Source organism: Marinobacter sp. 3-2, from assembly GCF_003751355.1.
In the GTDB taxonomy this organism is placed as follows: Bacteria; Pseudomonadota; Gammaproteobacteria; order Pseudomonadales; family Oleiphilaceae; genus Marinobacter; species Marinobacter adhaerens.
In genome coordinates this window covers 1-25,751 of sequence record NZ_RJUQ01000020.1, presented here as the reverse complement: position 1 = coordinate 25,751, position 25,751 = coordinate 1, and the positions used below count along the sequence as shown (strand labels likewise).

The following is a 25,751-nucleotide window of genomic DNA, read 5'->3' as shown; positions in this document are numbered from 1 at the left end:
AGGAAGATAGCACCATGCAACAGAACGCTCCCACAAACCGCAAGGCGCGCGTGGTGGTCCTTAAAACAGGCACCACCTACCCGGACATTCGGGCAAGGTTTGGCGATTTTGACGAGTGGTTCCTGCGCGGGTTGTCAGACGAGCTGGATATCACCGTTGCCAATGCCGAGGCCGGTGAACTGCCGGGGAATCCTGAAGACTGGGACGGCATCGTGGTGACGGGCTCCCCTGCCATGGTGAGCGACCGGGCCGAGTGGAGCGAGAACGCGGGGCGTTGGCTGGTAAAAGCCGTCAGAAGCGAAGTGCCGGTGCTTGGTGTCTGCTATGGCCACCAGTTACTGGCCCACGCGCTGGGCGGGGAAGCTGGTTACCATCCGAATGGCCGGGAAACCGGCACCCACGAGGTTGAACTCCTTCCCGAGGCAGCTTCCGATATCCTGTTCCGGGAGCTACCGGAAAAATTTCCGGCCCAGCTGACACACCGGCAGTCCGTGCTGCGCCTGCCTGAAGGAGCGGTGTTGCTGGGACGCAACCAGTTCGAGCCTCATCAGGCTTTCAGAATTGGTCCCTGCGCCTGGGGCGTGCAGTTCCATCCGGAGTTCACGGACGCCATTATGAGCGCCTACCTGAAGGTCCAGGCGCCCGACCTGACACGGGAGGGGCTTGATGCGGAGGCCCTGATCGCCGGTGTAAAGCCAGCGCCGGATGCGTCCTCGCTGCTTTCCCGTTTCAGCAGATTTGTTCAGGATCGGATCCGGTAATTCGCGGGCCAACCGTTAGGGTCAGTCGAGGATATAGGCGGTTTTTTCCATTGCCTGCTCTTCTTCATCGATGAAACGGAACTCATTCCAGCCAATGCGCACCATGTCGTTACTGTTGAGACGCTGGCGGTCAGCAACCCGCAATTCGTTCACAAAAGTGCCATTGGTGCTGTTGCTGTCGGTAATGTAGTAATCCACCGTACCTTCCAGATAGGCATTGGGCACCGCTTCTATCAGGGCGTGCTGGCCGCTCACAGAAATTTCATCAATCTGGATATCGTTGTCCGGGCGCCGACCGATGCGCGTTTCCGGTTGCCCGAGTTCAAAGGTGTTAACAACAACGTTATCCACCAGTTGCGAAAGCGAAGCCATGTCAGTTTCCTCAATACTCCAACGTCAGTAATACCACAGACACATTGTCACCCGCCTCGTTTGCCAGGCCGGCATCAATCATTGCCTGAACCGTGCGCTCCATGCCGTCACTTTCCTTATGGATTTCAAGCCACCGGTATTCCGGAACCGAATCAGTTAACCCATCGGAACACAGCAGCAGCACATCTCCTTCATCAAGCGTTTCACGCCGATAACTGGGGGCCGCCTGCTCCGCCGTTCCCACGGCCCTGGTCAGGACATTCCGGAACGGCACATTGGGCACGTCGGCCCTGGTAATGCTGCCGTCTTCCAGCATGTTCTGGACCACGGTATCGTCCCGCGTGAGACACAGCGCCTGGCTGCCACGCAGGCTGTAGCACCGGGAATCGCCAATGTGAGCAATATGCGCCTGGTTGCCACTCAACCAGGCCACCACCAGTGTCGTGCCCATCTTTTCAAGTCTTGGATCCCCGGAACGGCGGCTCACTATGCGCTCATTGGCCAACCTGAAGGCCCGATCCAGTTTTTCCCGGATATCCGCATCTGTGGTGCGGCTCGAGGCATCGACGATTTCAGGCTCAAGGGATTCGATGATGGCATCAACCGCAAGGCGACTGGCAACCTCGCCTCCCTGGTGACCGCCCATACCGTCAGCAACCACCAACAACGCCTGGTCACCCGCATCATTGATCCGCCAGTCCACCACATCCTGGTTTGATTCCCGGACGGCCCCGCGATGAGTCTGGCCGGCAACGTGATATCGCATCAGGACGACACCTCCTGGCCAGCCTCACGAACGGCCAGACGACGCACGGCCTCGGCCATGGTGGCGGCACTGGCGAAGCGCTTGTCCGGCTCGCGCTGGATAGCCTTGTTGATCAAACGGACCACCCCGTTTGGCAGATCCGCGTTGAACTCGCGGACGCTGCGTGGGCGCTTGTTAAGAATCTGGTAGGTCAGGTTGGCCAGGGTATCGCCCTGATAGGGCGTTTCACCGCTCACCAGCTTATAAAGCGTTACGCCCAGGCTGTAGATATCGGATGCACCGGTTACCTTCTGACCCTTCAACTGCTCCGGCGACATATACAATGGGCTGCCCATTACCGCGCCGGTGCGGGTTCGCGAGTCATCGGAGATCTTGGCAATGCCGAAATCGGTGATCTTTATATCGCCATTGTCGGGATTGAAGATGATATTCCCGGGCTTGATGTCGCGGTGGACGATTTTCTGGCTGTGAGCGTAGGCCAGAGCGTCCGCCACGCGGGCAACGATATCCAGAACCCTGGGCAGGGGCAGTAACCGTCCGGTTCTGCCGAATTCACTGAGCGGACGTCCTTTCGCATAGTCCATGGCGATATAGGCGAGGTCTGCCTCCTCGCCAACGTCATACACGGTGACGATAGCCGGGTGGCTCAGGCGGCCAGCGGCTTCTGCCTCCCGGAAGAATCGCTCCTTGAGATCCTGAAGCTGTCCATCATCAAACGCCTGGTAGCTGAGAGTCTTGATGGCAACGGTACGGGCAATCTTCGGATCCTTGCCCAGATAAACCACACCCATGGCCCCTCGGCCAATCTCCCGCTCGATTTCGTACCTTCCGAGGGTCGGGCGACTAACGGTGGGCTCGGGCATCAACAGGGTGCGGGTATTGTCGAAACTCCCTCCCTGCATCAACGAGTTATCCGGTGCGAGTTTCTCCAGTGCCGACAGCCTCGCGGCGGTATCCCGAAAACCTTTCTTTCGCACCTGAATACTGCGGTAGGTGCTGACCGCCTTGTCGTACTGGCGCTTGCGCTCCTGCTGGATGGCAACGTCGTAGCGCAGCTCGATCTCGCTTTCACAGTCGGGGCAGCGATCCAGCGCTTCGAGGGCCCCGTCTGTATGACCTTGCTGCAGAAATACCTTGGCCAGCTTCAGCCGCGCATCCCGCACATTATCTGTCAGCGCACGGATGTGTTTGCGGGGCTGCAGCCAGAACAGCATCACCACGTAACCGACCACCAGCAACGTGAGCACCACGCCAAACGGCACCCAGGCGTTGCGGTAGAACATCAAAGCCGCCTGGATCACCACGAGCGAGCCACCAAGCAAAAGAGTGACCGGCAGGGAAACGGCCGCGCCCATCGCCGGAATTGCAAGCACCAGATACAGTGCCGCAATTGCCAGCCCGGCGGTCACCGCCATGTCGGACCAGAGTGGTTCCGAAAGCCCCCGATCAGCCATAGCCGGCCCGAATGCCTCCTGCGGGAGAATCGTGGCCGGGGTCGCGCCCTCTGGCACGCCGAGAATGCTGAATAGCGCACGGTCAGCCCAGCCAACGAGGGCAAGCTGGTCCCCCATGAGGGCAAACACAACAGCCAGAACGAGAATAACGGCCCGCAGACTGAACAGGCGCGGTATGAAAGAGAGTATGGCGTTCACAGGCAACTTTGTTATAAATGGTTGATCTGACTAGTTTAGAAAGCGTGGCGGAACTTCGATACAACGACCGGGGTGTTTTTTGTAAGTGTTTGTTTACCTGAGAGAGAGGTCACGTATAGTTATGCCGTCGTTTACCTCAGGGATGATGGAAATACACACATGACACTGAAGTTACTGATTCTCCTGCTGTTGCTCACCCTGGCCGGCATCGGCCTTTACCACACCCAAAAGCCACTGCCGCCAGGCATCAGCTATCGTGGAACCGCGGTGCCATTGGAGGAACCCGTCCTGCTGACAGACGTCACCCGTCACTATCAGGACGGCCGTGAGGAGCGAGACCATGAAATCTTCGACGAGGTGTTCCGGCTTGTGGGACAGGCCAACGAGTTCATTCTCATCGACATGTTTCTATTCAATAGCACCAAGCCGGAAGATGTAGCCCACCGGCCTCTGGCTCAACAGCTCACAGAAGCCCTGCTGGCGAGAAAAGCGGAGAAACCGGAGCTATCCATTACGGTTATCTCCGACCCCCTGAACACCATGTATGGCGGCACGACCTCACCCTGGTTTCAAGCCCTGCGCGATGGTGGCATTCCGGTTGTGGAGACGGCACTCCGGCCGCTACGGGACAGTAATCCCACCTGGTCTTCAATCTGGCGGCTGTGTTGTCAGTGGTTCGGCAACAACCCCGACGGAGGCTGGCTGGACAACGCCCTGGGCACCAGGCCTGTTACCCTTCGAAGCTATCTCGCCCTACTGAACTTCAAGGCCAACCATCGCAAGCTTATGGTCGCGGATGAGGCGGGCTCCCTGAGGGCCATCGTTACCTCGGCCAACCCCCACGACGGCAGCAGCCGGCATAGCAACCTGGGGCTTAGCTTCACGGGGCCGGCGGTCTTTGATCTGCTGAAAAGCGAGCGGGCGGTTCTCGCCATGTCGGGAGCGGACACCACGCCCATTGATGAGCGAATCAGCATGGCTCCCGACCTCACTGGAGAACCGCAGAAATCCGAAATCCCCCTGGTGGCAGTGCTGACCGAATCGGAAATCCGGGATCAGGCTCTGTCCATGATTCAAGAGGCCTCGGCCGGTGATCAGCTGGACATGGCCATGTTTTATCTCTCACATCGCGATATTGTCACAGCCCTGGTCGACGCCGCCAGACGGGGCGTTGCACTGCGAGTTCTGCTTGATGCCAACAACGAGGCCTTCGGCCACCAGAAGAGTGGCATTCCCAACAGGCAGGTCGCCATGGAACTGGTTCGCGCGGGCGTTCCGGTACGTTGGTGTAATACCCTGGGTGAGCAATGCCACACTAAACTGTTGATGTTGGCCAGAGAAAACGGCGCAACAGAACTGCTCCTGGGTTCGGCCAATTTTACCCGGCGCAATCTCGACGATCTGAATCTCGAGACCGATGTCTGGGTATCGGTGGTGGAGCAGTCACAGGTTGCGAGCGGAGCCCGGCGATTCTTTGACGAGCAATGGCAAAAAGGCCCTGGCGACGATCCGGTGATGAGCCTGCCCTACGAGCGTTGGGCCGACGAATCCAGACTTCGCTATTGGCGCTACCGGATTATGGAGGCGACCGGCCTGTCGACCTTCTGAACAGAACAGGACAAAAGCCATGACAACACCCGTGCATGCGCGCCCTATCGCAGAGCGTATCGACTGGCTGATGGAGCTCAGCCGGGCCCATTCGGCCAGCTTCTGTAGCCCGGAAAACCATCTGGCCAGGCAGCGCTACCTGGCAGAGCACAATACCCAGATCATTGCCATGAAGTGCATGGATGGCCGCATCCACCTGCCCTACGTGACCCAGACGCCTCTTGGTGTCATTCACCCGTTCCGGAACCTTGGCGGGATCTTTGAGCTGGGCTGGCCCTATCTTGGCGACATGCTGGCAGACACGGTCCAGCAAGCCGTAACCCAGGGACGACGGGTGCTGATCATCATTACCTACCACTATTCAAAAGGTTCACGGGAACGGGGCTGCGCCGGCTTTGACTGCGACCGTGAGGCCGCCATGCGCCATGCGTTCCAGATCCGAAGCCAGGTGGAAAAGCTGTTCGGAAACGGCCACCGAACGGTCTATCCCCTGGTATGTGGTTTCGAGAGCGACGAGGATGCACTGGTTCTGCACGGTAGCCAGGAGCGAACCCTGGATCTGTCTACCATTCCTGTAACGCGACTTGCCGATATGGCCTCCGAAATCGCCGCCCTTTGTCCGGATATGCCGGAACCGGTTCAGCGTGATCTGCTGCCCCTGGTTGAGGGCAATATCCGGCACGTGAACGAGATTCGGCGTTTTGACCGGGAACTGAACATAGAGCACCGGGAGTGGGTCATCTGCCTTGGCAGGGGGTTCGATTTCCTGCACGCACCCAACGTAGCCCTGATCATCGGCCCCTACAGCCCGGATCTGTCCCATCCCATCCGCCAGGCCGCCGGGATCATAAAGAGCAACATGGATAATGGCCGTGTTCCGGATGATGGTTTCCTGCTGCTCTGCTCCGCGCCCTACCAGGAACCGGGCACCCAGAAGGCCCGGGCAGAACTGAAATCGGCGTTCCTGGCAGAGTTCGGTGCCAACGTTATCCGCCAGGCGTACCCAGACCTCGCCAGCCGAATGGTCGCACGCTCGGCTATACTCCATTGGCCGGAGCGAAAGCTGCAGGTTTGTGAATCCTGAACGATTCGTATGTTGAGGGAACGCAACCGACTGTTTTATCGTCCGGTTAGTGCAAGATGACTAACAAACCGCTACACCGGAAGTAGCCAACGAACAGGAGTGACCCATGTCAGGCATTCGCAAGCACTTGAGGTACGTTTCCTTTTTTATGGCCATGATGATGGCCCTTGGTTCCGTCTGGTCGGCCACCGCTACCGCCGGCATGGTTGGAACCGGCGAAATGATCGGGCAACAACAGGTTCAGCTGGACCGGCAGGAGCTGATCAGCATGCTCGACAGACAGGATGTGCAGGCCAAGTTGGCAGACCTTGGGGTCAGCCAGGACCAGGTCAAGGAACGCATCCAGAACCTCACGCCCGCGGAACTGGCGGATTTTGAACGTCAGCTCGCCGAGGCCCCTGCAGGGCAGGATGTGGTCGGCATCATTGTGTTGTTCCTGCTGGTATTCATTATCACCGATATGCTCTGTGCTACGAATGTCTTCCCGTTCGTGAACTGCATTCGATAGCGGGATCAGTGGCTGTCATTTTTCCCTCTCTAGAAGCGACATCCAGCAGGCTGATCCTGATGTTACTGGTCAGCCTGCTGGCCGGTTGCGCCAGTGCTCCCAAATGGCCAGCGCCCGAAACTCACCAGGCCATGCTGCCCGACAAGGTTGTGCTGGACGACGTACCTTTCTACCCCCAGGAAAGGTATCAGTGCGGGCCTGCGTCGCTGGCAATGATGCTGAACAGCCAGGGCCTTTCATCCAATCCCGATATTCTCAAGGAGCTGGTTTATATTCCGGGCCGGGAAGGCTCCCTTCAGGTCGAAATGATCGCTGGCGCACGCGCCCATGGCATGTTGGTTTACCCGCTGGACGGTAGATTAGAAAGTGTCCTGACCGAGATCGCAGCAGGCAATCCAGTCCTGGTTATGCAAAATCTGAGGTTTGGCTGGTGGCCCCAATGGCACTTTGCGGTTGTCATCGGCTATGACGCCGGCGAGCGAGACCTGATACTCCACACCGATACCCGCAAGCGTGAAGCGATCGATCTGGAGGTTTTCACAAATACCTGGGGGCGGGCCGACAACTGGGCCGTCACTGTTCTGCCGCCGGATCGGGTTCCAGCTACCGCAGCACCGCTTCGTTTTCTGCAATCCGCCCATGACCTCGAAACAACCGGACGAACGACAGCCGCCGGCATTGCCTATAAGACAGCCGAGACGACCTGGCCGGACCAACCGACGGCCACTATGGCCAGAGGCAACCTTGCCTGGCAGTTGGGCCACCAAGGCGAAGCACAGGAGCATTTCTTGCGCGCGGTGAAACGTTTTCCGAAATTCGCCGAAGGCTGGAACAATCTTGCTTTCGCGCTGCAGGCGAGCGGCTGCACAAACATTGCGACCCAGGCGGCGAGATGCGCCGCCGCACTGACACCGGACCGCTTCGGTGAATCAGAATTGCTCAAACCAGAAGGCACCACATCCGCGGAACAGTGTCCTGCACTTCCCGAGTGCCCAAGGGAAGCCCCCTAGGCTGGCTTCCGGAACAGAGCCACATCCTTTCTCGGTATTTCCAGGTGCCAGCCAAACCGGTTGGCGAGCAGCTTGAAGGTGAATTCCCGGTAGAAGACCACATGGGTCGGGTCACGGCGATAATGCCAGTTGTCGAACCGGTCATCGTCGGTCTGGAAGCAGGTCATCACACCCAGCCAACCACCGGGCTTCAGCATCCGGTCGAGTTCCCTGAAGACGCCAGCGGGGGCGTAAAGATGCTCTACCACTTCGGTACAGGTTATGAAATCGTAGGTCTGATCGAGAGCCACTGCTAAGGGATAAAAATAGGGATCGTAGAGACTGACTGCCATGCCTTCCGCCTCAAGCATCTGCGCCAGTGCAGGGCCGGGGCCGCAGCCGAAATCCAGGCCGCTGGCGCCCGATGGCAGGCGCTCAAGCAGAGGTTCTGTCAGTTTCGAGAGAAATGTCCGGTACCCCGGATCAGACGGGTCATTATCATGCAGTTGGTAAATTTCCCGCTCCTGCTCAGGCGATAACCGGCAGGACGCATCCATCACCGTCGCCTCGCAGACATCACATCGAAGGTAACGCTGGGCCTTCACTACACGGAAATCCGAGAGACTGCCCTGCTCGCACACCGGACAATGACTCACGCCCTCACCTCGGATCAAGTCCCGCGGCCGCCCTCATGCGGGCATCGAGTTCCCGGGCGTCAATCTGATCGGACGCTATGATCTCTGCCCGGCTGTAGGCTTGCGGTTCACCCTGAATAACGGTCAGGGCTCCATCAACCACATTGATCGCCCGCCAGCCGTCCACGGTCTGAACGACAGCCTTGAAGCGCACAAAGGCTGAGTCCATGGCCATCACCAGCAATGCGTTCTCATCGAGTATCAGTTCCGGATGTATGCGCCAGCCAACACTGAAATGCCCCTGCCCCTGATTGGTAATCTGTTGCCAGGGCTCGTCATCAATAGCGGGGGCCGGCGATGCAGTCTTATGATGTTGGTGATGGTGAGCTTCCGGATCGGTCACCGGCAGAGCATCCGACTGGCCGTCCAGCCAGCCCGGTGCCAGATGCCCGAACCGCGTGTGGTGAATCGCCCGCTTGGCGGGTTCCAGTTGTGCGGCCCACTCATCAAAATGAGTCAGTTGCTCCGGCGTGCAAAGATCAGTCTTGTTGGCAACGAGAATATCCGCCGCAGCCACCTGGTCCCGGAACTGCACATTGCCGAGCACCTTCGGTTCTTCGAGCCTTCGGGGGTCCACCAGGCAGATTACAGGGCCCATGGCGAGCACATCCTGATAGTGCTCGCTGGTCAGGGTGTCCAGAATCTGAGAGGGGTGACCGAGCCCGGTCGGCTCAATCAACAGACGATCGGGCTTTGCCTTGTGAATCAGCTGGTTGAGCCCTATCTGCATCGGCAGGCCGGCAACACAGCACATGCATCCGCCGGGTATTTCCTTGATGAAGGCGCCTTCGGTCTTCAGCATGGCGCCATCGATGCCCACCTCGCCGAACTCGTTGACCAGAACCGCCCAGACCTCGTTTTCCGGTTTGCTTTTCAGAAGATCCAGAATGGCGGTGGTTTTACCGACACCCAGAAAACCAAGTATCAGGCTGGTAGGAATAGGTTGAGCCATGGCGCCGGAGGCACTCCTCTAGGAATCAAAATGTTATATTATAACAATTTATCCGCCAGAACGATCCTCTTTCAGGAACAGTCCGACGGCCTTGTCTGATAGCAGGGCATGAGCAAGTGCCGGATAGGGCAAATAGTGAACAAACAGGGTGGCGAGTGTGACTGCATCCATGCCGGCATCCAGGAACATCCAGGCCCCGAAGGCGACGAACAGGGCGCCCAGAAAACCGCCATAGATCCATAGCGCCCGTGAGCGCTCCTCCGGCATCGGCAAACGCTCAAGGGTCCGTGCGATTGAGAAGCTCATGTAGACGGCAATCAGGGCCGCAATGACCAATGAGGCCAGCAACCCGGTAAATCCGATCAGATACCGGAACAGGTAGTTGGTCAGGAAAAACAGGGCAATGCAGGTAACGGCAACAATGGTGATGCGTGTTTTTTCCATGGCGGCTCAGGGTTTGTTGGTTTTAAGGATAGGCGCAAAGAATGGCAGAGACGCCCGGAAAGAACCACCCCTGCTGCGACCGGGGTTCCAGACTGATATGATGCCCGTCATTCTCACTGGCAACCGGACACCCGATGACCACTGGCAATTCCACCCGGCTCAACAAATACATCAGCGAAAGCGGCATGTGCTCCCGCCGGGAGGCCGATCGCTATATCGAGCAAGGCAACGTCTACATCAACGGCAAACGAGCAACCGTGGGCGACCAGGTGCTTCCGGGTGACACGGTCAAGGTGAACGGCCAGGTGATCGAGCCACGGGCTGAAGAAGATCTCGTGTTCATTGCACTGAACAAGCCGGTAGGGATTGTCAGCACCACGGACAGCGCGGAGAAACACAATATCCAGCGCTTTGTGGGTCACAGCGAACGCATCTTCCCGATCGGACGCCTGGATAAGGACTCCCAGGGCCTCATCTTTATGACCAGCAACGGCGACCTGGTCAACAAGATACTGCGGGCGGGCAACAACCACGAAAAGGAATACCTGGTTACCGTCGACAAGCCGGTCACCCGGGAATTCGTGGAGGGTATGGCCAATGGTGTGCCGATCCTCGGAACCATGACGAAAAAGTGCAAGGTGTCGCGGGAGTCACGATTTGTCTTCCGGATCACCCTGGTTCAGGGCCTCAATCGCCAGATCCGTCGCATGTGCGAGTATTTTGGCTACGAGGTTACCAAACTGGAACGGATCCGGATCATGAACGTGAGCCTGAAAGGGCTTGCGGTGGGCCAGTGGCGGGACCTGAGCAAGAAAGAGCTGGCCGGGCTGTTCGATGCCATCCGGGATTCGTCTTCCGAAGCCCCGCCCGGCGCTGGCAAGCCAGCAAAAAAGAAGTCCGGAACGAAGGCCAAACCAAAGCCTGATCGCAAGCCTGGCTCTGCATCCGCACCAGGTAAGCCCGGTGGCGCCAGGCGCCCCGGCCCGAAAGGCAAGCCCGCACCTGGCAAAAAGCCGGCATCGGGCAAACGGCCAAAAGGCGGCAAGCCAAGGCAAAAGAGCGTTAAACGGTAAGCGGGGCTTGCACCTGGCCGCGCCGGGCTACTTTTTCACCCACTTACCGCCCATTTGCACATACTGGCCGGACGGAGTCTTCTCAATCGCCTTCTTGCCTGCAACCGTCTCCACCTGGGTTACCGGAATGTTGTGTTTTTCGGCAATGCGCTTGTACTCATCCCGACGGGCGCTGTTAATGGCTTCCACCACTTCCTTCGCCTGCCCTTCGGCGCGCACCACTTCCAGATAACCCGTCGGTGTTTCTCCAACCAGCCCCTGCTGCTTGACCGAGTCCAGTTTCTGTTTGGCTTCATCCAGCCCCATGGCAAGCACGGAGACGCTGATACCGAACGCCAGAACCAGCGCAAACATCTGTATCAATCGTTTCATCTTCAACCCCTCAAACTTTCCGGACACAGTCAGAACAAGCCCTGTTCGCTGAACAGGTCATCCACTTCCTTATCCACTTTCACGTAGATTTCGTGCTGGATTTTCACGTTCAGGTTGACCGTAATCGGCTCCTTTGGCGCCGCCATCTGCACTGTCGGCGTGCAGGCAGCCATCGCCAGAGGAAGCATCAGTATCGTCAGTGTTCTTGCCATGGGCGACCTTTCAGGCCACCAGGGCCGCACGGGTTTTATCATGGTGCTTTCTCCTCACCGGATTCCTGCAGCAATTTCCGGACGCGCCTGGTAACAGCTTCATTGACCCTGCCACTCAACTGCAGGCTGGTGAGCAGCGCGGGAATGTCTTCCTCAAGATTGACATTGAGTACCACCGGCTGCCCACCCCTCAGGTCCGGATTCTTACCTTCGAGGCGAAGGCCAAGGCTCAACTTACCCTGTTCATCGTAGTCTATCGTGCTGTTGAGGACTGAATAGTGAAAGTTTTGCAACGCCTGGACCACGATGTCCATGGCCTGGTTGCCACCGAGCATCGCCTGGAGCTTGTCCGCCGGCAACTGCAAACGGCCGCCAGGATCTATTGCGGAAATACTGCCTGCACTCACCTGCACCCCATCGCCACTGATGCCCAGAGGAACTCGCCCACGAAGCAACCCGCTTCCAGACAGTCCTTCGGCTGGATACACGGCCATCAGACGGCTGAGGGAGACGTCCTCAATCTCCACAGGGATGCGGCCAGACCCACCGCCCAAGTCGTACCTGGCAGGAGGCACTCTGAGGGTACCTTCGAGGAACCGGGCCCTGGCCTGCTGAACCTCCAGAGTGCCGGCCAGCAGCTCCGTGACCGGCGCGCTGTAACTCCCGGAAAAAAGAACCGAGGTGACGGCAATGCCGGCATTGATCTCGCCAACGGTCATGTCCCTGAAACGGGTCGTAATCCGGGAATTTTCCAGCGATCCCCGCACCTGGCCGGTGAGCCCTGATACCGCGGTCCGGTTGAATACCCCGCCAACACCCTGCAGCTCGGCACTGCCACTGGCGGCAACTTCACCACCCTGACCGGTCGAAACTTCCATCGACAACCGGGCATTGCCAGAATCCACTGTCAGCAGATCCGGCCATCCGACCAGGGTTTCTGCCAGGGCCCGAACACCCTGTTTACCGTCGATAACAGAGTCGATGGCGACGGATACGCCGCCTTCGGGATTGAGCTGGATATCGAGATCAGCCGTAAAGCCGGACTCGGAAGCCAAGGTGCCCTGCACCCTGAGATCTGCCAGGCGGCCCTTTGCCCTTCCCTGGAAGTTCCACTTTTGCGGCAGTAATTGCGGATGTTCGACGCGCGCGGCATCGACCCTGATGTCGCCATCAATGGAAATGCGCTGCGCCCAGGGGCCATTTGCGCCATAGTCCAGGGTTACCGTTGTATTGCTGAGATCCGTGCGCAGGTTGTTGAGCGTTAGCGGCTGGTCTGCACCGACAAACGTGAGATGTTCCGTCAGAACAAGAGACGAAGGGGCAAAATCGATGGTTGCGACATCACCGTTGGCGGTCACAGAAGGCCGGACATCTGCACGGCTGCCTGTTACTTCCCATCCGCCGGACCGTATATCCGGCAATGCCATACCCACCGAGCTCTGTTCAATGGCAAAGGACCAGCCTGCAACCGCCAGGGGCCAGGCCACCAGAGCCATCCCACCGGCCCAAAGAAGCCCGCGGCCGATGCGTTCAGGCTTTACAGACCCTCTACTGGGCAAAACGACGCTCCTGTCGGCTCGGTTTACTCACCACGCCAGGTCACGCTGTACAGATCGTGCCGGCGGTCCTGAAGGTTTTTAACGGTACCACTGTTGCGGGCAGTGATCAGTACTTCCGGGCGCAGATCCGCAAAGGCAACCGTCTCCACGTTGGGCTCGGTGTCAGCGGCGATGCCATCCCGGGCGAAGGGAAAGTCGCATGGCGTCAGGATGCAGCTCTGGCCGTACTGGATTTCCATGTTCGGGACATTCGGCAGGTTGCCGACGTTGCCGGACATCACCACGTAAACCTGATTCTCCACAGCTCTGGCCTGGCAACAATAGCGAACCCGCAGGTAGCTCTGCCGCTCATCGGTACAGAAAGGCACAAAGATGATATGCACGCCCTGGTCCACCAGGTGGCGGGTCAATTCCGGGAACTCCGCGTCGTAGCAGATCAGCACACCGATGGTGCCGCAGTCCGTCTCGATGGCGCTGACCCGGTTGCCGCCCTGAACGTTCCACCAGAACGCCTCGTTCGGCGTCGGATGAATCTTGGGCTGGCTGAACACCTGGCCATCCCTGAGAAACACGTACGCCATATTCCGGATGGTGCCGTCTTCCTCACGGACTGGCGTTGAGCCGGCGACAATATTGATGTTGTGGCGCAGAGCCAGATCCCGCATCAGTTCACGATAACGCTCTGCGTAGTGGGTGACTGCGGCAAAGGTCTCCGCGGGGCTGCCCTTGCGGGCTTCGATGGAAAGCAGTTGCAGGGTGAACAGCTCGGGGAACACCACGAAGTCGCCCTTGTAGGTGGAAACAACATCGACAAAATAGCGGACAATCTCGCTGAATTCGTCGAACGATCCCACCGGGCGTTGCTGGTACTGAACCGTGCCGATTCGCACGGTATCGCGCATGCGTTGACCGTAGCGCTTCCGACGGCCGTTGTTCTCCGACTGGGGTACTTTCGGGTTACGCCAGACCAGATGAATACCATAGCCCATGGAATCGTGGTCGGCATCGAGATAATGCGGAATAATTCCGTGCACTTCGAAGCCCTGATGAAGCTGGAAGGAAAGCACCGGATCCTTCTGTTCCTTGCTTCGAATGGCCTCCACATATTCCTCGACGCTCGTGAACTTCTTCAGCCGCTGGCGCAGGCTCGGCAAACGGCCGGCAAACACCACTCCCTGCAGGTTCAGGGCCTGGCATAACTGCTTGCGCTCGTTGTAGAGCCGCTCCCCAATGCGGTAACCCCGGCATTCCGGATCAACACAGACTTCCATCCCGTACAACCAGTCCCCCTCCGGGTCATGCCGCGAGGCATAACCGTTACCGGTGATGGAGGTCCAGTCGTGGGCAGCGAGTGCGATCTCTTCCGCGATCCGGAACGTGGCGCAGTAGCCGACCACGGTGTCTCCGAGCATGGCAACAAACTGGCCGTCGGGAAAGGTATTGATCTGCCCGGTCAACGGACCCTTGGTATAGCCATACATGCCCGTGCCTTCATAAACCCGGCGACTGAGCTGGATGATGCCTGGGATATCTGCAAGCGTGGCATTGCGGACGTACAGACGCTGATCAGGATCGGAAAACGGGGGGCACATAGACACCTCAGGAAAGGCGTTGATTTCCCCTCATCTTTGTTGGGACGACAGGGATTCGTCAAGACAAATCGGCTATCCGGCGTTGCGCAGGGAGAAGCGATCGACCACTGAATACACGGAACCGGCCGGGCCAGGTTTGCTTTCGAAAAGCACAAATTCAGTAACCTGGAACTGGCCAAATCCATTGTCACCATATTCAACCAACAACGGTTCAACAGAACCCGGCTGGCGTTTGAAACGGGCCAGCGTAATGTGCGGGCGAAATGCCCGACGTTCAGCCACAAAGCCCAGACTCTCCAGTCGCCGCCCGAGAGTCTGGTGCAGCGCAGCCACCGGTGCCGCCGGCTGAACACCGGCCCATAGATTCTTCGGCCTTTCGGGCTGGCCGAAACAATCAACGCCGGCAACCTCGAGCGGGAAGGATTCCGAATCTATCTCAAGGGCTGAACTGGCTACGGCTTCGAGACCTTCCCCGCTCACCTTCCCCAGAAACAGGAGGGTGATGTGCAATTGCTCAGCACTCTGCCATCTGGCGCCTGTCACCGGTGATCTGACCTTCAGCAACCGGGCCTTTATTTCAGCCGGAAGCTCCAGCCCGAAAAAAAGCCGTGGCAACGCTCTATTCCTCGTAGATCATCTTGCGCACCATGCCGCCATCGGCCACAAAATTCTGGCCAGTGATAAACGAGGCCTCGGGCGAAATGAGGTAGGCCACCAGGGAGGCAATATCCCCAGGCTGCCCTACCCTGCCCGCCGGGTGCTGGAGGTGGTCGTTTTCGGAAAGCGGTTCAACCGGCTCTGCGCCGCCCTGCCAGGCCCGGGTATCGATCCAGCCGGGACTGATGCAGTTAACGCGGACATCGGGCCCCAGGCTCACAGCAAGGGCATGAGTGAGTGCCACAATGCCACCCTTGGTAGCGGCGTATGCCTCGGTGTCCGGCTCGGACTGAAGCGCCCTTGTGGAGGCCATATTAACGATAGCGCCTTTCGTTTTTCGAAGGTGCGGCACCGCATGCTTGGTGACCAGGAACGGCCCGGTCAGGTTCACGTCCAGGCGGCGCTGCCACTGATCCAGGCTCAGTTCCTCAATCGGCCCCGTCTCGGGGTTGGCGATTCCGGCATTATTGATAACCGCGTCCAGACGGCCGCCCCAGCGAAGGGCTTCGGCAACGATGCGCTCCACATCGGTTTCCGAAGCCACATCGCCGGGCAGAAAGTGCAGTGCATGATCGGCACCGGCGGCCAATCGCTCACCGACGGCACAGTCGGTGTCACAGAACGCCACCTTCCAGCCAGCAGCGGCCAGGTGAAGCACAATGCCCCGGCCGATGCCTTTGGCGCCGCCGGTCACCAATGCGACGCGATCGGTTTGACTCAAAACAACCTCCGTTACGACCGCCCCACCGGTTACTGAACCTTGGGCGTGGGCCGGACAAGAATTTCATTTACATCGACATGTGCCGGCTGAGCCACGGCATACATGACCGCATTGGCAATGTCCTCCGGCTTCAATGCATGGCCAGGACGTTCATCAAAGAAGGGCGTGTCCACCATGCCCGGTTCGATCAGGGTAACGCGGATACCAGAGCCTCGAAGCTCCTCACGAACACCATAGCCAATGGCGGTTACCGCCCACTTGGTCGCACTGTACATGGAACCGGGAATGGTGGCACGGCCTGCCGCAGAGCCGGTTAACAGCAAGTGGCCCTTGCTCTCTTTGAGCGCCGGCATGCAATGCTGGAGGGTCAGGCCCACACCGTAGATATTGGTGAGGATCATATCCTTCCAGACGTCCGGGTCAGCACCGCTGAATCCACCCGGCTCACCACCGCGGCCGGCGTTGGCAAACACCGCATCAATGCGGCCAAAGGTTTTCAGGGCCTGGTCGACCATGTTTTTCTGGTCATCACCGCTCTGGACGTCGCACTGGACCGTCAACACCTTTTCCTCGCCACCCAGCTCCTGCTGCAGGCCTTTGAGTTTGTCTTCAGAGCGCGCGGCCAGAACCAGCCGATAGCCCTGTTTCGCGGCCGCTCGCGCTGTTTCCGCGCCGATGCCTGACGACGCGCCGGTAATCAGCATTACAGGTTGATCTGCCATAAGCTTTTTCTCCTGTTGCTTGGGAAGTGTGGGTAGGGCTACGCCCGGTGACCCCAGACCGATCAGTCAGTAGATCTGCAGCAGGATGAGAGCGACGATGGCCAGGGCCAACAGAAACCAGCGGGCGTAGTGGTCGGGGCGGTCCTCTTGGTCGCTGGCAGCCCGGCTGAGACTGCTGCCTGACGTCTGCTCATACTCGGACACCAGTTGCCGCGCCCGGTAGAGATCCTCATCATCGACATGCACGTTGCTGAAGCCCGCGGCACCAATATCACCCATGGCACCCTGAAGGTAATGGCCTCCGACATGGGCCTCAATACCGTTGGCTTCCAACAGACCAGCCACAATGTGGGCTTCGGTTATGTCTCTGGCCCGATAGGCTATTTGCAACACGCGACTCCTTCTGTGACCGTTCCGGGCAGAACCGGGACAAATCTGCGAGTATCATTTGAAGGATAGTTCGACCTGCCCGGTGGGGCCAATAACATACGGATCGACCATGCTCTGGATTATTCTCGCCATCATCGTGTTCATCGTTGCCGCAACCCTGCTTCTGTTCCGGCTTGAGGATCTGTCTCATCTGGATCGGGATGATTACCCGATCAAAGACGCAACACCCAGCGAAGCCAACCGGGAAGTGCTGGGACGCATCCGCGAGCTGGGGCAATCTTCAAAAGGCCTGCGCGGTAAGGCGCGGTTGATGGCACTCCGAAAACACATGGACGGGCTGAGTGAAGGCATCGAACTGGCCTCTGAGCTGCGCCATTGCGAGTCACCCCGTGGCGAATGGGTTCTCGCCCCGGGATGTGATACCCGCCGCCGCATCCTGTACATTCATGGTGGCGCCTGGGCCGCTGGCAGCCCCAGAAGCCATCGGGCCATTACCGACCGTTTATCGCAGATAACCAGAGCCGCAGTGTTCGCACTGGACTACCGTTTAATGCCGGAGAACCGGTTTATGGACGGTGTAAGGGATTGCCGCGAAGCCTATACATGGCTCCTGAAACACGGCCCTGATGGCGCCGAACCGGCTGATTTCATGGTGGTCGCCGGGGATTCTGCCGGCGGTAGCCATACTCTCGGGCTGATTGCGTGGATTCGTGACAATGGCCTGCGCCAGGCGGATGCCGCCATCGCGTTCTCACCATCCACCGATCTGACCCTGACCGCGCCGAGCAACCGCAACAACATCGGTACCGATCCACTGCTCGGGCCTGTGTTTGGTGGCCTGTCGAAAATCCCACTGCCGGTCATCTGGTGGGCCACACTGGCGGCATTCCGGGTCTCCCCGACCAGCCCTGTCGCCTCACCATTACGCGGGAATCTGAAGGACCTGCCCCCAACGCTGATACAGGCCAGCGACACCGAGATGCTGCTGGACAACGCGCGGCGTTACGCCGCGCGGGCAGAAGCAGCAGGTTCTCCGGTTACCCTTCATACCTGGCCGGGAATGGTGCACGTATGGCAGATCTTTGTGCCCTTACTTCCGGAAGCGGAGGAGGCTTTCGATGACATCAGGGCTTTCCTGGAGCAGCTGGAGTCCCGGGGTAGCGAACAGGCTTCGGCCTAAACCTGGACCTTGCCCCGCAGGGCCTTGGTTTTACCTTTTTTGGTTTTCTTGTCCACACGCTTGCGCTGTGAGGACCGGGTCGGTTTGGTGGGACGTCGGGCCTTGCGGGGTTTGACGGCCTCCTGGATCAGCTCTTTCAGCCGCTCCAGCGCATCCTCCTTGTTCAACTCCAGGGTTCGGAAAGATTGCGCCTTGATGATCAGCACACCTTCTTTGCTGATTCGCTGATCATTGAGCGACATCAGTCGCTCCTTGTAGAACGGTGGCAGAGAGGAGTGAAGAATATCGAAGCGCAGGTGCACCGCGGAGGCGACTTTATTCACGTTCTGGCCACCGGCACCCTGGGCCCGGATCTGGGTGATTTCGATTTCCCAGTCAGCAAGTTCAACAGCGTTGGATAGTTTCAGCATCTGCTAAGGTTAACAGAATCCAGAACCGTGGGCTTTCAGCACCGGGATTTGTGTGAGGAACAACCAGTTATCATGTGCGGACGATTCACCTTTTATACCCCACCCGACACCCTGATCCTCGAGTTTTTTCCCGAGGGCATGGAGGTGGACGGGCATTTTGACCCCGGCTACAACATCCCTCCCGGCACAGGTATTCCCATGATCCGGATGAGCATGAACGGCAGCCTGATCATGGCTCACTCCCACTGGGGCTTCCGGCCGGCCTGGGCGGATCAGAAAGCGCCGGCTCCGATCAATGCCCGTGCAGAAACAGCAGCCACATCAAAATACTTCCGGGACGCCTTTGCCCATCACCGTTGCCTGATACCGGCCAATGGCTGGTACGAATGGCAACAAACGGAACATGGGAAAGAACCTCACTACATAACGCCAGCGAATTCCGGGAAGTATCCGGCGATTTTCTTCGCCGGCCTCTGGACCCCGAGAGAAGGCGACGAGACCACCGCCTGCGCCATCATCACCGAACCGGCCAGCGAACACCTGAAGCATATCCATGAACGTCAGCCCGTGGTGCTTGATCCGGCCTGCCTGAGGGACTGGCTGAATCCGGAAATCACCGACCGGACACAATTGCGAGCAGTGACCCATCGCCTGGATCCTGAACAGCTGAAAGCCATTCCCGTTTCGCCGGAGGTGAATAATCCGAGGCATAACTCGCCAGACCTGATCCGGGAAGCCTGAGGCCTGTAGTAATCCTCTAATACCCGCTTCTTCACCGACGCTGATACTGTTTCCAGACTTGGCACGACAATCACAAGGAGACAGCCATGAGCGGGAAAAAGATTCTGATGATTACCGGTGACTTCACCGAAGATTACGAAACCATGGTGCCGTTCCAGGCACTGCAGGCCGTCGGGCACACGGTTCACGCTGTCTGCCCCGACAAGAAAGCCGGCGACACGGTTGCCACCGCCATCCATGATTTCGAGGGAGACCAGACCTACACCGAAAAACCGGGGCACCGGTTCGCCCTGAACGCGGATTTTGACGGGCTGGACCCCGCGAACTACGACGCATTGGTGGTGCCCGGCGGTCGCGCACCTGAGTACCTGCGGCTTAACCAGGATGTACAGAATCTGGTTCGCCATTTTTTCGAGACTGACAAGCCAGTGGCAGCGATTTGCCATGGTGCCCAGCTGTTGGCCGCAGCCGGGGTTCTGGAGGGGCGCAAATGCTCGGCCTATCCTGCCTGCCAGCCGGAGGTGGAACTGGCCGGCGGCAAGTTCGCCGGTATCGAGGTTGATCAGGCGGTCACCGATGCTAATCTGGTAACAGCGCCTGCGTGGCCCGCTCATCCGGCCTGGCTGGCGCAGTTTTTCAAGCTGCTGGATCAGTAATGCAAACGGGGCCGGCCCTCCGGCCCCGCCACGCTCTCAGGGAGGCCCGCATGTGCAAGCTCTTTATCAACGCCGATCCGGAGCTTTGGGTCAGCCGGACCCACTCCCTGCGAATCGATGGCATGGTGACCAGTGTGCGAATGGAAAACGCCTTCTGGCAGGTACTGGCCGAGCTGGCCGAACGAGATGGCATGAACCTGCCCCAGATGATCACACGGCTTTACCACGAATCCATTGATGCCGGCCACGACCTCGGTAACTTCACGTCCTTCCTTCGGGTGTGTGCGCTCCGCTATCTGGAGCTCCAGCTGAGCGGCGACGTTCCCCGGGATACCCGGGTTCCGATTGCCTCGCTGGATGCAGACCGCATTCTTGCCAGCAAATCCAGTGAGCCGGCAACACCGGAGGTGGTAACCAAGGCCAGGCACTGATCAGAGGAGACCAGTCAGCGCTGGCGTCCCCGACCCGCCTGTTTTGCCTTGATATCCCGGGTGTCTGCGGTTTCTACAACCTCCTGAAGATTCCGCCTCGGAGCCGCGGGCAAATCTGTCGCCGGGTAACCCAACCTGAGCAAAATCTGCGGGAAACCCGAACGCCCAAGGAGGTGCTGGAGTTTCGGGCGAAGCACGGCGACCTGAATTGGCTGGTTCAGATAGGAAGCCTGCAGCCCCTGCCCCAGGGACCGGAGCAAAACCCGCTCCAGCGCCTGCCCTGCCTTCAGCCAGTCTTCTACGCCATCCCCGGCCGTTCCCAACGCAGCAATCACGGGTGATTCATCCGCCAGTTGCCGGTCCTTGGCGCCAACGCCGTTGCCCATATCAAATGTGCGCACCACCAATTGGGCCACGGGCGCAACCATGCCGGGAACCGTCAAACCGTCACCCTTGCGGCGGGGATGCATCCAGGCAGCCAGCTCCCTTCGCCAGCTCGGGTTGGACCACTGGGCAGCGTCGCCCTCCGCCACAAGATCGGCCACCTGATGACGCGCATGCTCCGATTCCAGAACCTGGAACCATGCTCCTTCGGTCTCCGCCGACTCCTCAAGGATGCCCAGCACCTCGGAAGGCACCTGCTTTGACTCAAAACGCTTGCGATAGGTGCGTCGCCTGGCAATCGCCCGGAACAGTTCCGTTTGCCGGCCCTCCTCCCCGGATACCGGTGAAAACGAGACAGTCGCCAGCAGATCCTCGTCGCCCGGATCCGGCAAAAGCTGGCATTCGGTATTGAATCCTGCATGAGCAGCGGCAATCCGAAGATTAAACAGGGCACACCCGCAGCTGATGGTGAGTTCCCGGTCGTCGGGGTCGTTGACCGGCAATGCCCGTAACCGGTCCGCAAACAGGGAAATCCCGGTTTGGCCCAGTTCAAATCGCCAGGGCTGGGTGTTGTGGCTTGATGGCGCCAATGTTGCGCTCTCGAGGATGGCCGCCAGGGTGTCTCGCGGTATGGGGGTGTTGCGTGTTCCTTCGCTCATTGCAGCTCTCCCGAATGGTCTCGTGACAGACTATTCCTGCGTGAAAGGAAAAGATAGCCGGTGATGCCCGGCGACTTCGTTGAGCCGCATCAACAAAATCTCACGCTCCGTAACCTGACATTCCCGGGCGCGACAATTAAAGTGAAGACAGTGAAAACTTGCACAGGGTCTGAGATGCGTTATTCCTTCAGAAACATCTTATTTCTGGCATTCGTGGCGCTTGCGCTCGGCGGCTGCGCCAGTAGCGGAAAGCTGCAGTCGGGTTCTACGCCTGGACTACAGACCGTTCCTGTCGACGCATCCAGTTCGGAAAAGGCCCAAAAACTCTGGCAGGTGTTCGAGCGTTACCGGGGCACCCCCTATGAATACGGTGGCACCTCCGGCAACGGCTTCGATTGCTCAGGATTCATTCTTACCGCCTACCAGGAAGGTCTGGGCAAACAATTGCCCAGGACAACGACCCAAATGCTTGCCAGTGGTGACGTGGTTCATCCCGGCGAGATTCGACCTGGCGATGTGGTGTTCTTCCGGATTGGCGGAAAGGAACAACACGCCGGTATCTACATGGGCGGGGACCGCTTTATCCACGCATCAACATCGGCCGGCGTAATCCAGTCCTCGATCAGCGGCTACTACTGGAAAGGCCGCCTGACCGAAGCGAGACGCTTTGACTGAGCCAGGCTGAATAACCCGCTTCAACGCTTTTTCCGGCGCACATAGAGTACTTTGTGGACGCGCGCGACGAGCTCACCGGATTCATCAACAATATCCACGTCCCACTCTGGCAGCATTTTGTCTCCGTTTGCCGTTGTGGCGCGGATCTCTTCAACACGCTCATCGGTCAATTCAAAGCGTGCCATCACCTTGCCCTTGCCGGGACGGATAAAATCAATACTCGCCGATTTATCCCACACGATGTATTCATTGCCCAGCCGTCGCATCAGCAGCAGCATGTACATGGGATCAACCATGCTGTAGAGCGAACCGCCAAAGTGCGTGCCCACGTAATTGGTGTTGTACCAGTGCTGGCCCATCTCCACCCGGGCCGAGCTGAAATCCTCAGCAATGTGGGTCACCCGGATTCCAGCACCGATATAGGGAGCAAACGTGGAAAGAACACGGCGCATGGCCCCGGCACTGGCAAGCCAGCGACGTAGAGTGGCGTTCATCAAACATCCTCGATGGTATAAATGACTGCAAATTCAGTAGCACGCTATCTTCCAACCCGACGCGCGCCGATGCAAGAAATTCATACGACCGTTTGAATATTAAAGACCACTGAACGTGAGATGCAGGGCGATAGCGGCCATCATGATTCCAATGACACCATCAATAATCCGCCAGGCCAGCGGCCGGGAGAGAATGGGCGCCAGCGCCGAGCCGCCCCAGGCAAGCAGGCCGAACCAGAGAATCGAGGCACTGCTCGCACCGGCCACAAAGGTGGTCGCGTCCTCTTGCTGGGCTCCGATGGCAGGAATCAACAGCAGCGTATCCAGATAAACCTGAGGGTTGAGCAGAGTGACTGCCAGGGTCGTGAACACCACGGCTTTGAGGCTTCGTTTGGTTACCTCACCCGCTTCAAGAACCGCTCTGCCGCGGCTGGCGCGAACGAAGGACTGAATCGCAAGCCAGCCAAGGAAGGCCACACCCAGCCACCGGAGAATCTCCAGGGCCTCTGGCATGGCCATCAGGGCAGCACTGATGCCGAACATGCCCAGGGTAAACAGGGTGATATCGGCCACTATGCACAACCCGGCTGACCACCAATGATGTTCCCGGCGTATTGCCTGGCTCAGCAGGTAGGCGTTCTGCGCACCAATCGCCACGATAATGCCGCCACACACAATCAGACCGGTCAGGTAACTCTCAAGCACGTGAATCTCTCCTTAATGAATGGCGCAAGGTTACCGCTTCCCAGCTATACTTGAAATTCATACTCATAATGCTGCATCAGTTTTACTTATGATTGACTACAAATTGCTGGAAGCCCTGGCGACGGTCATTGAGTGCGGAGGGTTCGAACGTGCCGGCCTGGCGCTCGGGCTGAGCCAGTCGGCCATTTCCCAGCGAATTCGCACCCTTGAAATCCGGCTCGGACAGCCGGTTCTGGTGCGAAGCCCGGCACTCAAGGCCACACCGGCCGGACAGCGTCTGCTCAACCACGTTCAGCAGGTGCAATTGCTGGAGCGCGACCTGACCAAGTCCATCCCGGCACTCTCGGAACCCACAGCGAGACTGCGCATCGCGCTGAATGCCGACAGCCTGGCCACCTGGTGGGCGGCCGCGGTAGGCAACTTCTGCGCGGAGGAGACCCTGCTGCTGGATCTTGTGGTCGAGGACCAGGACATTGGCCTTCGCAGGATGCGCGAAGGGGATGTGGCTGCCTGCCTGTGCAGTAGCCCCCAGCCTGTTGCCGGTGCCCGCTGCGTGCCCATTGGCACCATGACCTACATGCCACTGGCAACTCCGGACTATGTGCACCGATACTTCGGGAAAGGCCTGAGCGAAACCAGCCTGAAGAATGCCCCGGCCATTGTTTTCGGGCCGAATGACCAGCTGCAACACCGGTTCCTGGCCCAGTGCGGGTATCACGGCACCTTCCCTCACCACCTTTGCCCATCCTCGGAAGGTTTTGTGAAACTGGCGCTGGCCGGCATGGGGTATGGCATGATTCCGGAAATGCAGGCCCGCCCGGAAATATCTGCCGGGCGCCTGGTGAGCATCGCGCCTGAACAAACCCTGGAAGTGCAGCTATACTGGCACTTCTGGCGCCATGGCGGCGGCGTGATGGACCGCCTGACCAACGCCTTGCGGTCTGCGGCCACGTTGAATTCAAACGTGTAAACAGGGGGAGCAACGATCAGAGTGAAGCACCTTGTGGCGGTTTACGGCACGTTGAAACGTGGCCGGAACAACAGCCATATTCTGCGGGGCGCCCGGTTTGTCGGGACAGACTGGATGCCCGAACTGAGCCTGTATCACCTGGGCCCCTACCCGGGTGCCATAGAGGAACCTTCCCCGGGCGTCCGCGTGGAAGTCTATGCGGTTACCGATACGATGCTGAAAGCACTGGACGAACTGGAAGACTTCTTTCCTGAACGCCCGCAAAGCAGCCTGTATATCCGCCAGACCATGGACACTCGCCACGGGTCTGCCTGGGTGTACATTTACAATCGGCCGGTTAAAACGATCCAGCGGCTGCGCTCCGGGAGCTGGTAGACCATAGCCCACACACCTTCACCATAAGGACACCAGATTGGACCTGACAACGCCTGCCCTGCTCTTCCCGGCGATTTCACTGCTGTTGCTGGCCTTCACCAACCGGTTTCTGGTGTTGGCGCAGCTGATCCGCCAACTCAAGCAGATGGACACCGAGGAAGACCACGCCCTGATTGCCCGACAGATCGGCATGCTGCGCAAACGGATTGTGCTGACCAAACGCATGCAGGCGTTCGGCGTACTCAGTTTCTTCCTGTGTACGGTTTCCATGTTCCTGCTTTTCCTGGGTGCCGATCTGCCAGGGGTGATCGCGTTTGGCGCCAGCCTGGTACTGCTGTCTTTCTCGCTGCTGTACTCGCTGTACGAAATCCAGATCTCAACCAATGCCATCAATGTCGAGCTGGCCAGCTTTGAGGCCCGCAAGAGTGCCGGCCGGGAAGATGTCGACTATTCGTGAGGCCTGTTTGCGCCGGAATTCACGACCCGGACACCAAACCAGCGCGGAAACCGGAGCAGACAAAACAGGGCAATCATGTCGTAAAGGGCGTGCCAGACCATGACCAGAGCAAGGCTTTCGGATAACAGGTAGGCCGCCCCCAGAACCATGCCAAGGCCGGTAGCCACCAGAAAATAGGTAAATGAGACATAGTGCACCAGACCGAACAACACCGATGCCGCAAGCACGGCCGTTACAGGGTCCGTCTTTGTCATCAGCCAGCCCTGGAGTGCGCCCCGGAATAACAGTTCCTCACCGACTCCGGCCAGGAGGGATAGCAGAATGAGTACAGCCGGGGAGTAGCTGGAGGCAAAGTCATACAAACCTTGCATCTGCCGCTCAAGGTTTTCCGGGTATACGGATTTAATGGTTGATGGGGCACCTTCACCCCACCAACCTGATACCACCCTCAGATGGTTGATAGATTGACCCCGTAGTTGAGTTCC

General features: G+C 58.7%; 33 protein-coding genes. 14 read left to right on the top strand and 19 right to left on the bottom strand.

Features of this window, described 5'->3' with window-relative positions:
• Nucleotides 1–14: 14 nt before the first annotated feature.
• On the top strand, nucleotides 15–761 hold the full coding sequence (locus tag EDB94_RS19845) for a glutamine amidotransferase (protein WP_088557836.1): 747 nt from the start codon (nucleotides 15–17) through the stop codon (nucleotides 759–761).
• 21 nt (nucleotides 762–782) lie between these two features.
• Here the strand turns inward: EDB94_RS19845 and EDB94_RS19840 are convergent, their stop codons facing one another.
• From EDB94_RS19840 to EDB94_RS19830, 3 genes are read right to left on the bottom strand one after another with little or no spacing between them, the layout of a single operon-like run.
• On the bottom strand, nucleotides 783–1,133 hold the full coding sequence (locus tag EDB94_RS19840) for an FHA domain-containing protein (RefSeq protein WP_008175962.1): 351 nt from the start codon (nucleotides 1,131–1,133) through the stop codon (nucleotides 783–785).
• Between the two features lie 10 nt (nucleotides 1,134–1,143).
• Nucleotides 1,144–1,899 (bottom strand): protein phosphatase 2C domain-containing protein, encoded by a 756-nt coding sequence (locus tag EDB94_RS19835; protein ID WP_108019419.1) that lies wholly within the window; start codon nucleotides 1,897–1,899, stop codon nucleotides 1,144–1,146.
• The gene (locus EDB94_RS19830; protein WP_108019421.1) at nucleotides 1,899–3,551 is read right to left on the bottom strand and encodes a serine/threonine-protein kinase; all 1,653 of its coding nucleotides are present in this window, start codon (nucleotides 3,549–3,551) and stop codon (nucleotides 1,899–1,901) included. Before EDB94_RS19830 ends, EDB94_RS19835 begins: the two co-directional genes overlap by 1 nt.
• A gap of 159 nt (nucleotides 3,552–3,710) precedes the next feature.
• Between EDB94_RS19830 and EDB94_RS19825 the strand changes: the two genes are divergently transcribed.
• From EDB94_RS19825 to EDB94_RS19810, 4 genes are all read left to right on the top strand, one after another.
• Entirely contained in the window at nucleotides 3,711–5,159 is a 1,449-nt protein-coding gene (locus tag EDB94_RS19825) for a phospholipase D family protein (protein WP_108019423.1), read from the top strand.
• A gap of 19 nt (nucleotides 5,160–5,178) precedes the next feature.
• A complete protein-coding gene (locus EDB94_RS19820; RefSeq protein ID WP_108019425.1) occupies nucleotides 5,179–6,243 on the top strand; it encodes a carboxysome shell carbonic anhydrase domain-containg protein in 1,065 nt (354 codons plus the stop codon).
• A 106-nt stretch (nucleotides 6,244–6,349) separates the two neighbouring features.
• Nucleotides 6,350–6,751 (top strand): PA2779 family protein, encoded by a 402-nt coding sequence (locus EDB94_RS19815; protein ID WP_041645035.1) that lies wholly within the window; start codon nucleotides 6,350–6,352, stop codon nucleotides 6,749–6,751.
• Nucleotides 6,752–6,810: 59 nt separating this feature from the next.
• Nucleotides 6,811–7,761: a PA2778 family cysteine peptidase gene (locus EDB94_RS19810; protein WP_108019427.1), complete on the top strand. Its 951-nt coding sequence runs from the start codon at nucleotides 6,811–6,813 to the stop codon at nucleotides 7,759–7,761.
• Here the strand turns inward: EDB94_RS19810 and EDB94_RS19805 are convergent.
• The 3 genes from EDB94_RS19805 to EDB94_RS19795 form a co-directional block, all read right to left on the bottom strand.
• Complete coding sequence (locus EDB94_RS19805) at nucleotides 7,758–8,297, bottom strand: class I SAM-dependent methyltransferase (RefSeq protein ID WP_260312646.1); 540 nt, start codon at nucleotides 8,295–8,297, stop codon at nucleotides 7,758–7,760. The two genes, EDB94_RS19810 and EDB94_RS19805, sit on opposite strands and share 4 nt — an antisense overlap.
• A gap of 103 nt (nucleotides 8,298–8,400) precedes the next feature.
• Nucleotides 8,401–9,387, bottom strand: a complete 987-nt coding sequence (locus EDB94_RS19800) for a GTP-binding protein (RefSeq protein WP_008175978.1) — start codon at nucleotides 9,385–9,387, stop codon at nucleotides 8,401–8,403.
• A gap of 48 nt (nucleotides 9,388–9,435) precedes the next feature.
• On the bottom strand, nucleotides 9,436–9,831 hold the full coding sequence (locus EDB94_RS19795) for a hypothetical protein (RefSeq protein WP_014576375.1): 396 nt from the start codon (nucleotides 9,829–9,831) through the stop codon (nucleotides 9,436–9,438).
• A 134-nt stretch (nucleotides 9,832–9,965) separates the two neighbouring features.
• Here EDB94_RS19795 and rluF point away from each other — a divergent pair, with 134 nt between their 5' ends.
• On the top strand, nucleotides 9,966–10,904 hold the full coding sequence (gene rluF / locus EDB94_RS19790; protein WP_108019431.1) for a 23S rRNA pseudouridine(2604) synthase RluF: 939 nt from the start codon (nucleotides 9,966–9,968) through the stop codon (nucleotides 10,902–10,904).
• Nucleotides 10,905–10,931: 27 nt separating this feature from the next.
• On the opposite strand, the gene EDB94_RS19785 is transcribed toward rluF, so the two are convergent.
• From EDB94_RS19785 to EDB94_RS19750, 8 genes are all read right to left on the bottom strand, one after another.
• Entirely contained in the window at nucleotides 10,932–11,276 is a 345-nt protein-coding gene (locus EDB94_RS19785) for a YdbL family protein (protein ID WP_108019433.1), read from the bottom strand.
• Between the two features lie 29 nt (nucleotides 11,277–11,305).
• A complete protein-coding gene (locus EDB94_RS19780) occupies nucleotides 11,306–11,488 on the bottom strand; it encodes a YnbE family lipoprotein (RefSeq protein ID WP_108019467.1) in 183 nt (60 codons plus the stop codon).
• 38 nt (nucleotides 11,489–11,526) lie between these two features.
• Entirely contained in the window at nucleotides 11,527–13,047 is a 1,521-nt protein-coding gene (locus EDB94_RS19775) for a YdbH domain-containing protein (protein WP_260312636.1), read from the bottom strand.
• 23 nt (nucleotides 13,048–13,070) lie between these two features.
• On the bottom strand, nucleotides 13,071–14,639 hold the full coding sequence (locus EDB94_RS19770) for a bifunctional GNAT family N-acetyltransferase/carbon-nitrogen hydrolase family protein (RefSeq protein ID WP_108019437.1): 1,569 nt from the start codon (nucleotides 14,637–14,639) through the stop codon (nucleotides 13,071–13,073).
• A 72-nt stretch (nucleotides 14,640–14,711) separates the two neighbouring features.
• The gene (thpR, locus tag EDB94_RS19765) at nucleotides 14,712–15,254 is read right to left on the bottom strand and encodes an RNA 2',3'-cyclic phosphodiesterase (protein ID WP_108019439.1); all 543 of its coding nucleotides are present in this window, start codon (nucleotides 15,252–15,254) and stop codon (nucleotides 14,712–14,714) included.
• A gap of 4 nt (nucleotides 15,255–15,258) precedes the next feature.
• Complete coding sequence (locus EDB94_RS19760) at nucleotides 15,259–16,017, bottom strand: SDR family oxidoreductase (RefSeq protein WP_108019442.1); 759 nt, start codon at nucleotides 16,015–16,017, stop codon at nucleotides 15,259–15,261.
• Nucleotides 16,018–16,046: 29 nt separating this feature from the next.
• Nucleotides 16,047–16,739: an SDR family oxidoreductase gene (locus tag EDB94_RS19755; RefSeq protein WP_108019444.1), complete on the bottom strand. Its 693-nt coding sequence runs from the start codon at nucleotides 16,737–16,739 to the stop codon at nucleotides 16,047–16,049.
• A gap of 66 nt (nucleotides 16,740–16,805) precedes the next feature.
• Complete coding sequence (locus EDB94_RS19750) at nucleotides 16,806–17,132, bottom strand: DUF2007 domain-containing protein (RefSeq protein WP_014576365.1); 327 nt, start codon at nucleotides 17,130–17,132, stop codon at nucleotides 16,806–16,808.
• Nucleotides 17,133–17,238: 106 nt separating this feature from the next.
• Here EDB94_RS19750 and EDB94_RS19745 point away from each other — a divergent pair, with 106 nt between their 5' ends.
• Nucleotides 17,239–18,309, top strand: a complete 1,071-nt coding sequence (locus tag EDB94_RS19745) for an alpha/beta hydrolase (RefSeq protein WP_104270217.1) — start codon at nucleotides 17,239–17,241, stop codon at nucleotides 18,307–18,309.
• Here the strand turns inward: EDB94_RS19745 and arfB are convergent.
• Nucleotides 18,306–18,719: an alternative ribosome rescue aminoacyl-tRNA hydrolase ArfB gene (gene arfB, locus EDB94_RS19740; RefSeq protein ID WP_108019446.1), complete on the bottom strand. Its 414-nt coding sequence runs from the start codon at nucleotides 18,717–18,719 to the stop codon at nucleotides 18,306–18,308. The genes EDB94_RS19745 and arfB overlap by 4 nt on opposite strands.
• A gap of 72 nt (nucleotides 18,720–18,791) precedes the next feature.
• Here arfB and EDB94_RS19735 point away from each other — a divergent pair, with 72 nt between their 5' ends.
• The 3 genes from EDB94_RS19735 (at nucleotide 18,792) to EDB94_RS19725 (ending at nucleotide 20,547) form a co-directional block, all read left to right on the top strand.
• Nucleotides 18,792–19,460, top strand: a complete 669-nt coding sequence (locus EDB94_RS19735) for an SOS response-associated peptidase (RefSeq protein ID WP_008175999.1) — start codon at nucleotides 18,792–18,794, stop codon at nucleotides 19,458–19,460.
• Nucleotides 19,461–19,546: 86 nt separating this feature from the next.
• Nucleotides 19,547–20,116 (top strand): DJ-1/PfpI family protein, encoded by a 570-nt coding sequence (locus EDB94_RS19730; RefSeq protein WP_108019448.1) that lies wholly within the window; start codon nucleotides 19,547–19,549, stop codon nucleotides 20,114–20,116.
• 50 nt (nucleotides 20,117–20,166) lie between these two features.
• Nucleotides 20,167–20,547, top strand: a complete 381-nt coding sequence (locus EDB94_RS19725; RefSeq protein ID WP_108019469.1) for a ribbon-helix-helix domain-containing protein — start codon at nucleotides 20,167–20,169, stop codon at nucleotides 20,545–20,547.
• 14 nt (nucleotides 20,548–20,561) lie between these two features.
• Here EDB94_RS19725 and EDB94_RS19720 read toward each other — a convergent pair whose 3' ends face one another.
• Nucleotides 20,562–21,590: an Acg family FMN-binding oxidoreductase gene (locus EDB94_RS19720; RefSeq protein WP_108019450.1), complete on the bottom strand. Its 1,029-nt coding sequence runs from the start codon at nucleotides 21,588–21,590 to the stop codon at nucleotides 20,562–20,564.
• A 174-nt stretch (nucleotides 21,591–21,764) separates the two neighbouring features.
• Here EDB94_RS19720 and EDB94_RS19715 point away from each other — a divergent pair, with 174 nt between their 5' ends.
• Nucleotides 21,765–22,265 (top strand): C40 family peptidase, encoded by a 501-nt coding sequence (locus EDB94_RS19715; protein WP_108019452.1) that lies wholly within the window; start codon nucleotides 21,765–21,767, stop codon nucleotides 22,263–22,265.
• A gap of 20 nt (nucleotides 22,266–22,285) precedes the next feature.
• Here the strand turns inward: EDB94_RS19715 and EDB94_RS19710 are convergent, their stop codons facing one another.
• Together EDB94_RS19710 and EDB94_RS19705 are read right to left on the bottom strand one after the other, a co-directional pair.
• Nucleotides 22,286–22,759, bottom strand: coding sequence for a DUF4442 domain-containing protein (locus EDB94_RS19710; RefSeq protein WP_108019453.1), 474 nt, complete (start codon nucleotides 22,757–22,759; stop codon nucleotides 22,286–22,288).
• A gap of 99 nt (nucleotides 22,760–22,858) precedes the next feature.
• A complete protein-coding gene (locus tag EDB94_RS19705) occupies nucleotides 22,859–23,464 on the bottom strand; it encodes a LysE/ArgO family amino acid transporter (RefSeq protein ID WP_108019455.1) in 606 nt (201 codons plus the stop codon).
• Nucleotides 23,465–23,552: 88 nt separating this feature from the next.
• On the opposite strand from EDB94_RS19705, the gene EDB94_RS19700 reads away from it, so the two are divergent.
• The 3 genes from EDB94_RS19700 to EDB94_RS19690 are packed head-to-tail and all read left to right on the top strand — an operon-like array spanning nucleotide 23,553 to nucleotide 25,266.
• Nucleotides 23,553–24,434: a LysR family transcriptional regulator ArgP gene (locus EDB94_RS19700; protein ID WP_108019457.1), complete on the top strand. Its 882-nt coding sequence runs from the start codon at nucleotides 23,553–23,555 to the stop codon at nucleotides 24,432–24,434.
• Nucleotides 24,435–24,455: 21 nt separating this feature from the next.
• Nucleotides 24,456–24,809: a gamma-glutamylcyclotransferase gene (locus EDB94_RS19695; protein ID WP_062785440.1), complete on the top strand. Its 354-nt coding sequence runs from the start codon at nucleotides 24,456–24,458 to the stop codon at nucleotides 24,807–24,809.
• Nucleotides 24,810–24,846: 37 nt separating this feature from the next.
• Nucleotides 24,847–25,266: a DUF2721 domain-containing protein gene (locus tag EDB94_RS19690; protein ID WP_008176008.1), complete on the top strand. Its 420-nt coding sequence runs from the start codon at nucleotides 24,847–24,849 to the stop codon at nucleotides 25,264–25,266.
• Here EDB94_RS19690 and EDB94_RS19685 read toward each other — a convergent pair.
• On the bottom strand, nucleotides 25,257–25,751 hold a 495-nt coding region (locus tag EDB94_RS19685), incomplete at its 5' end, for a CPBP family intramembrane glutamic endopeptidase (protein ID WP_260312635.1). The two genes, EDB94_RS19690 and EDB94_RS19685, sit on opposite strands and share 10 nt — an antisense overlap.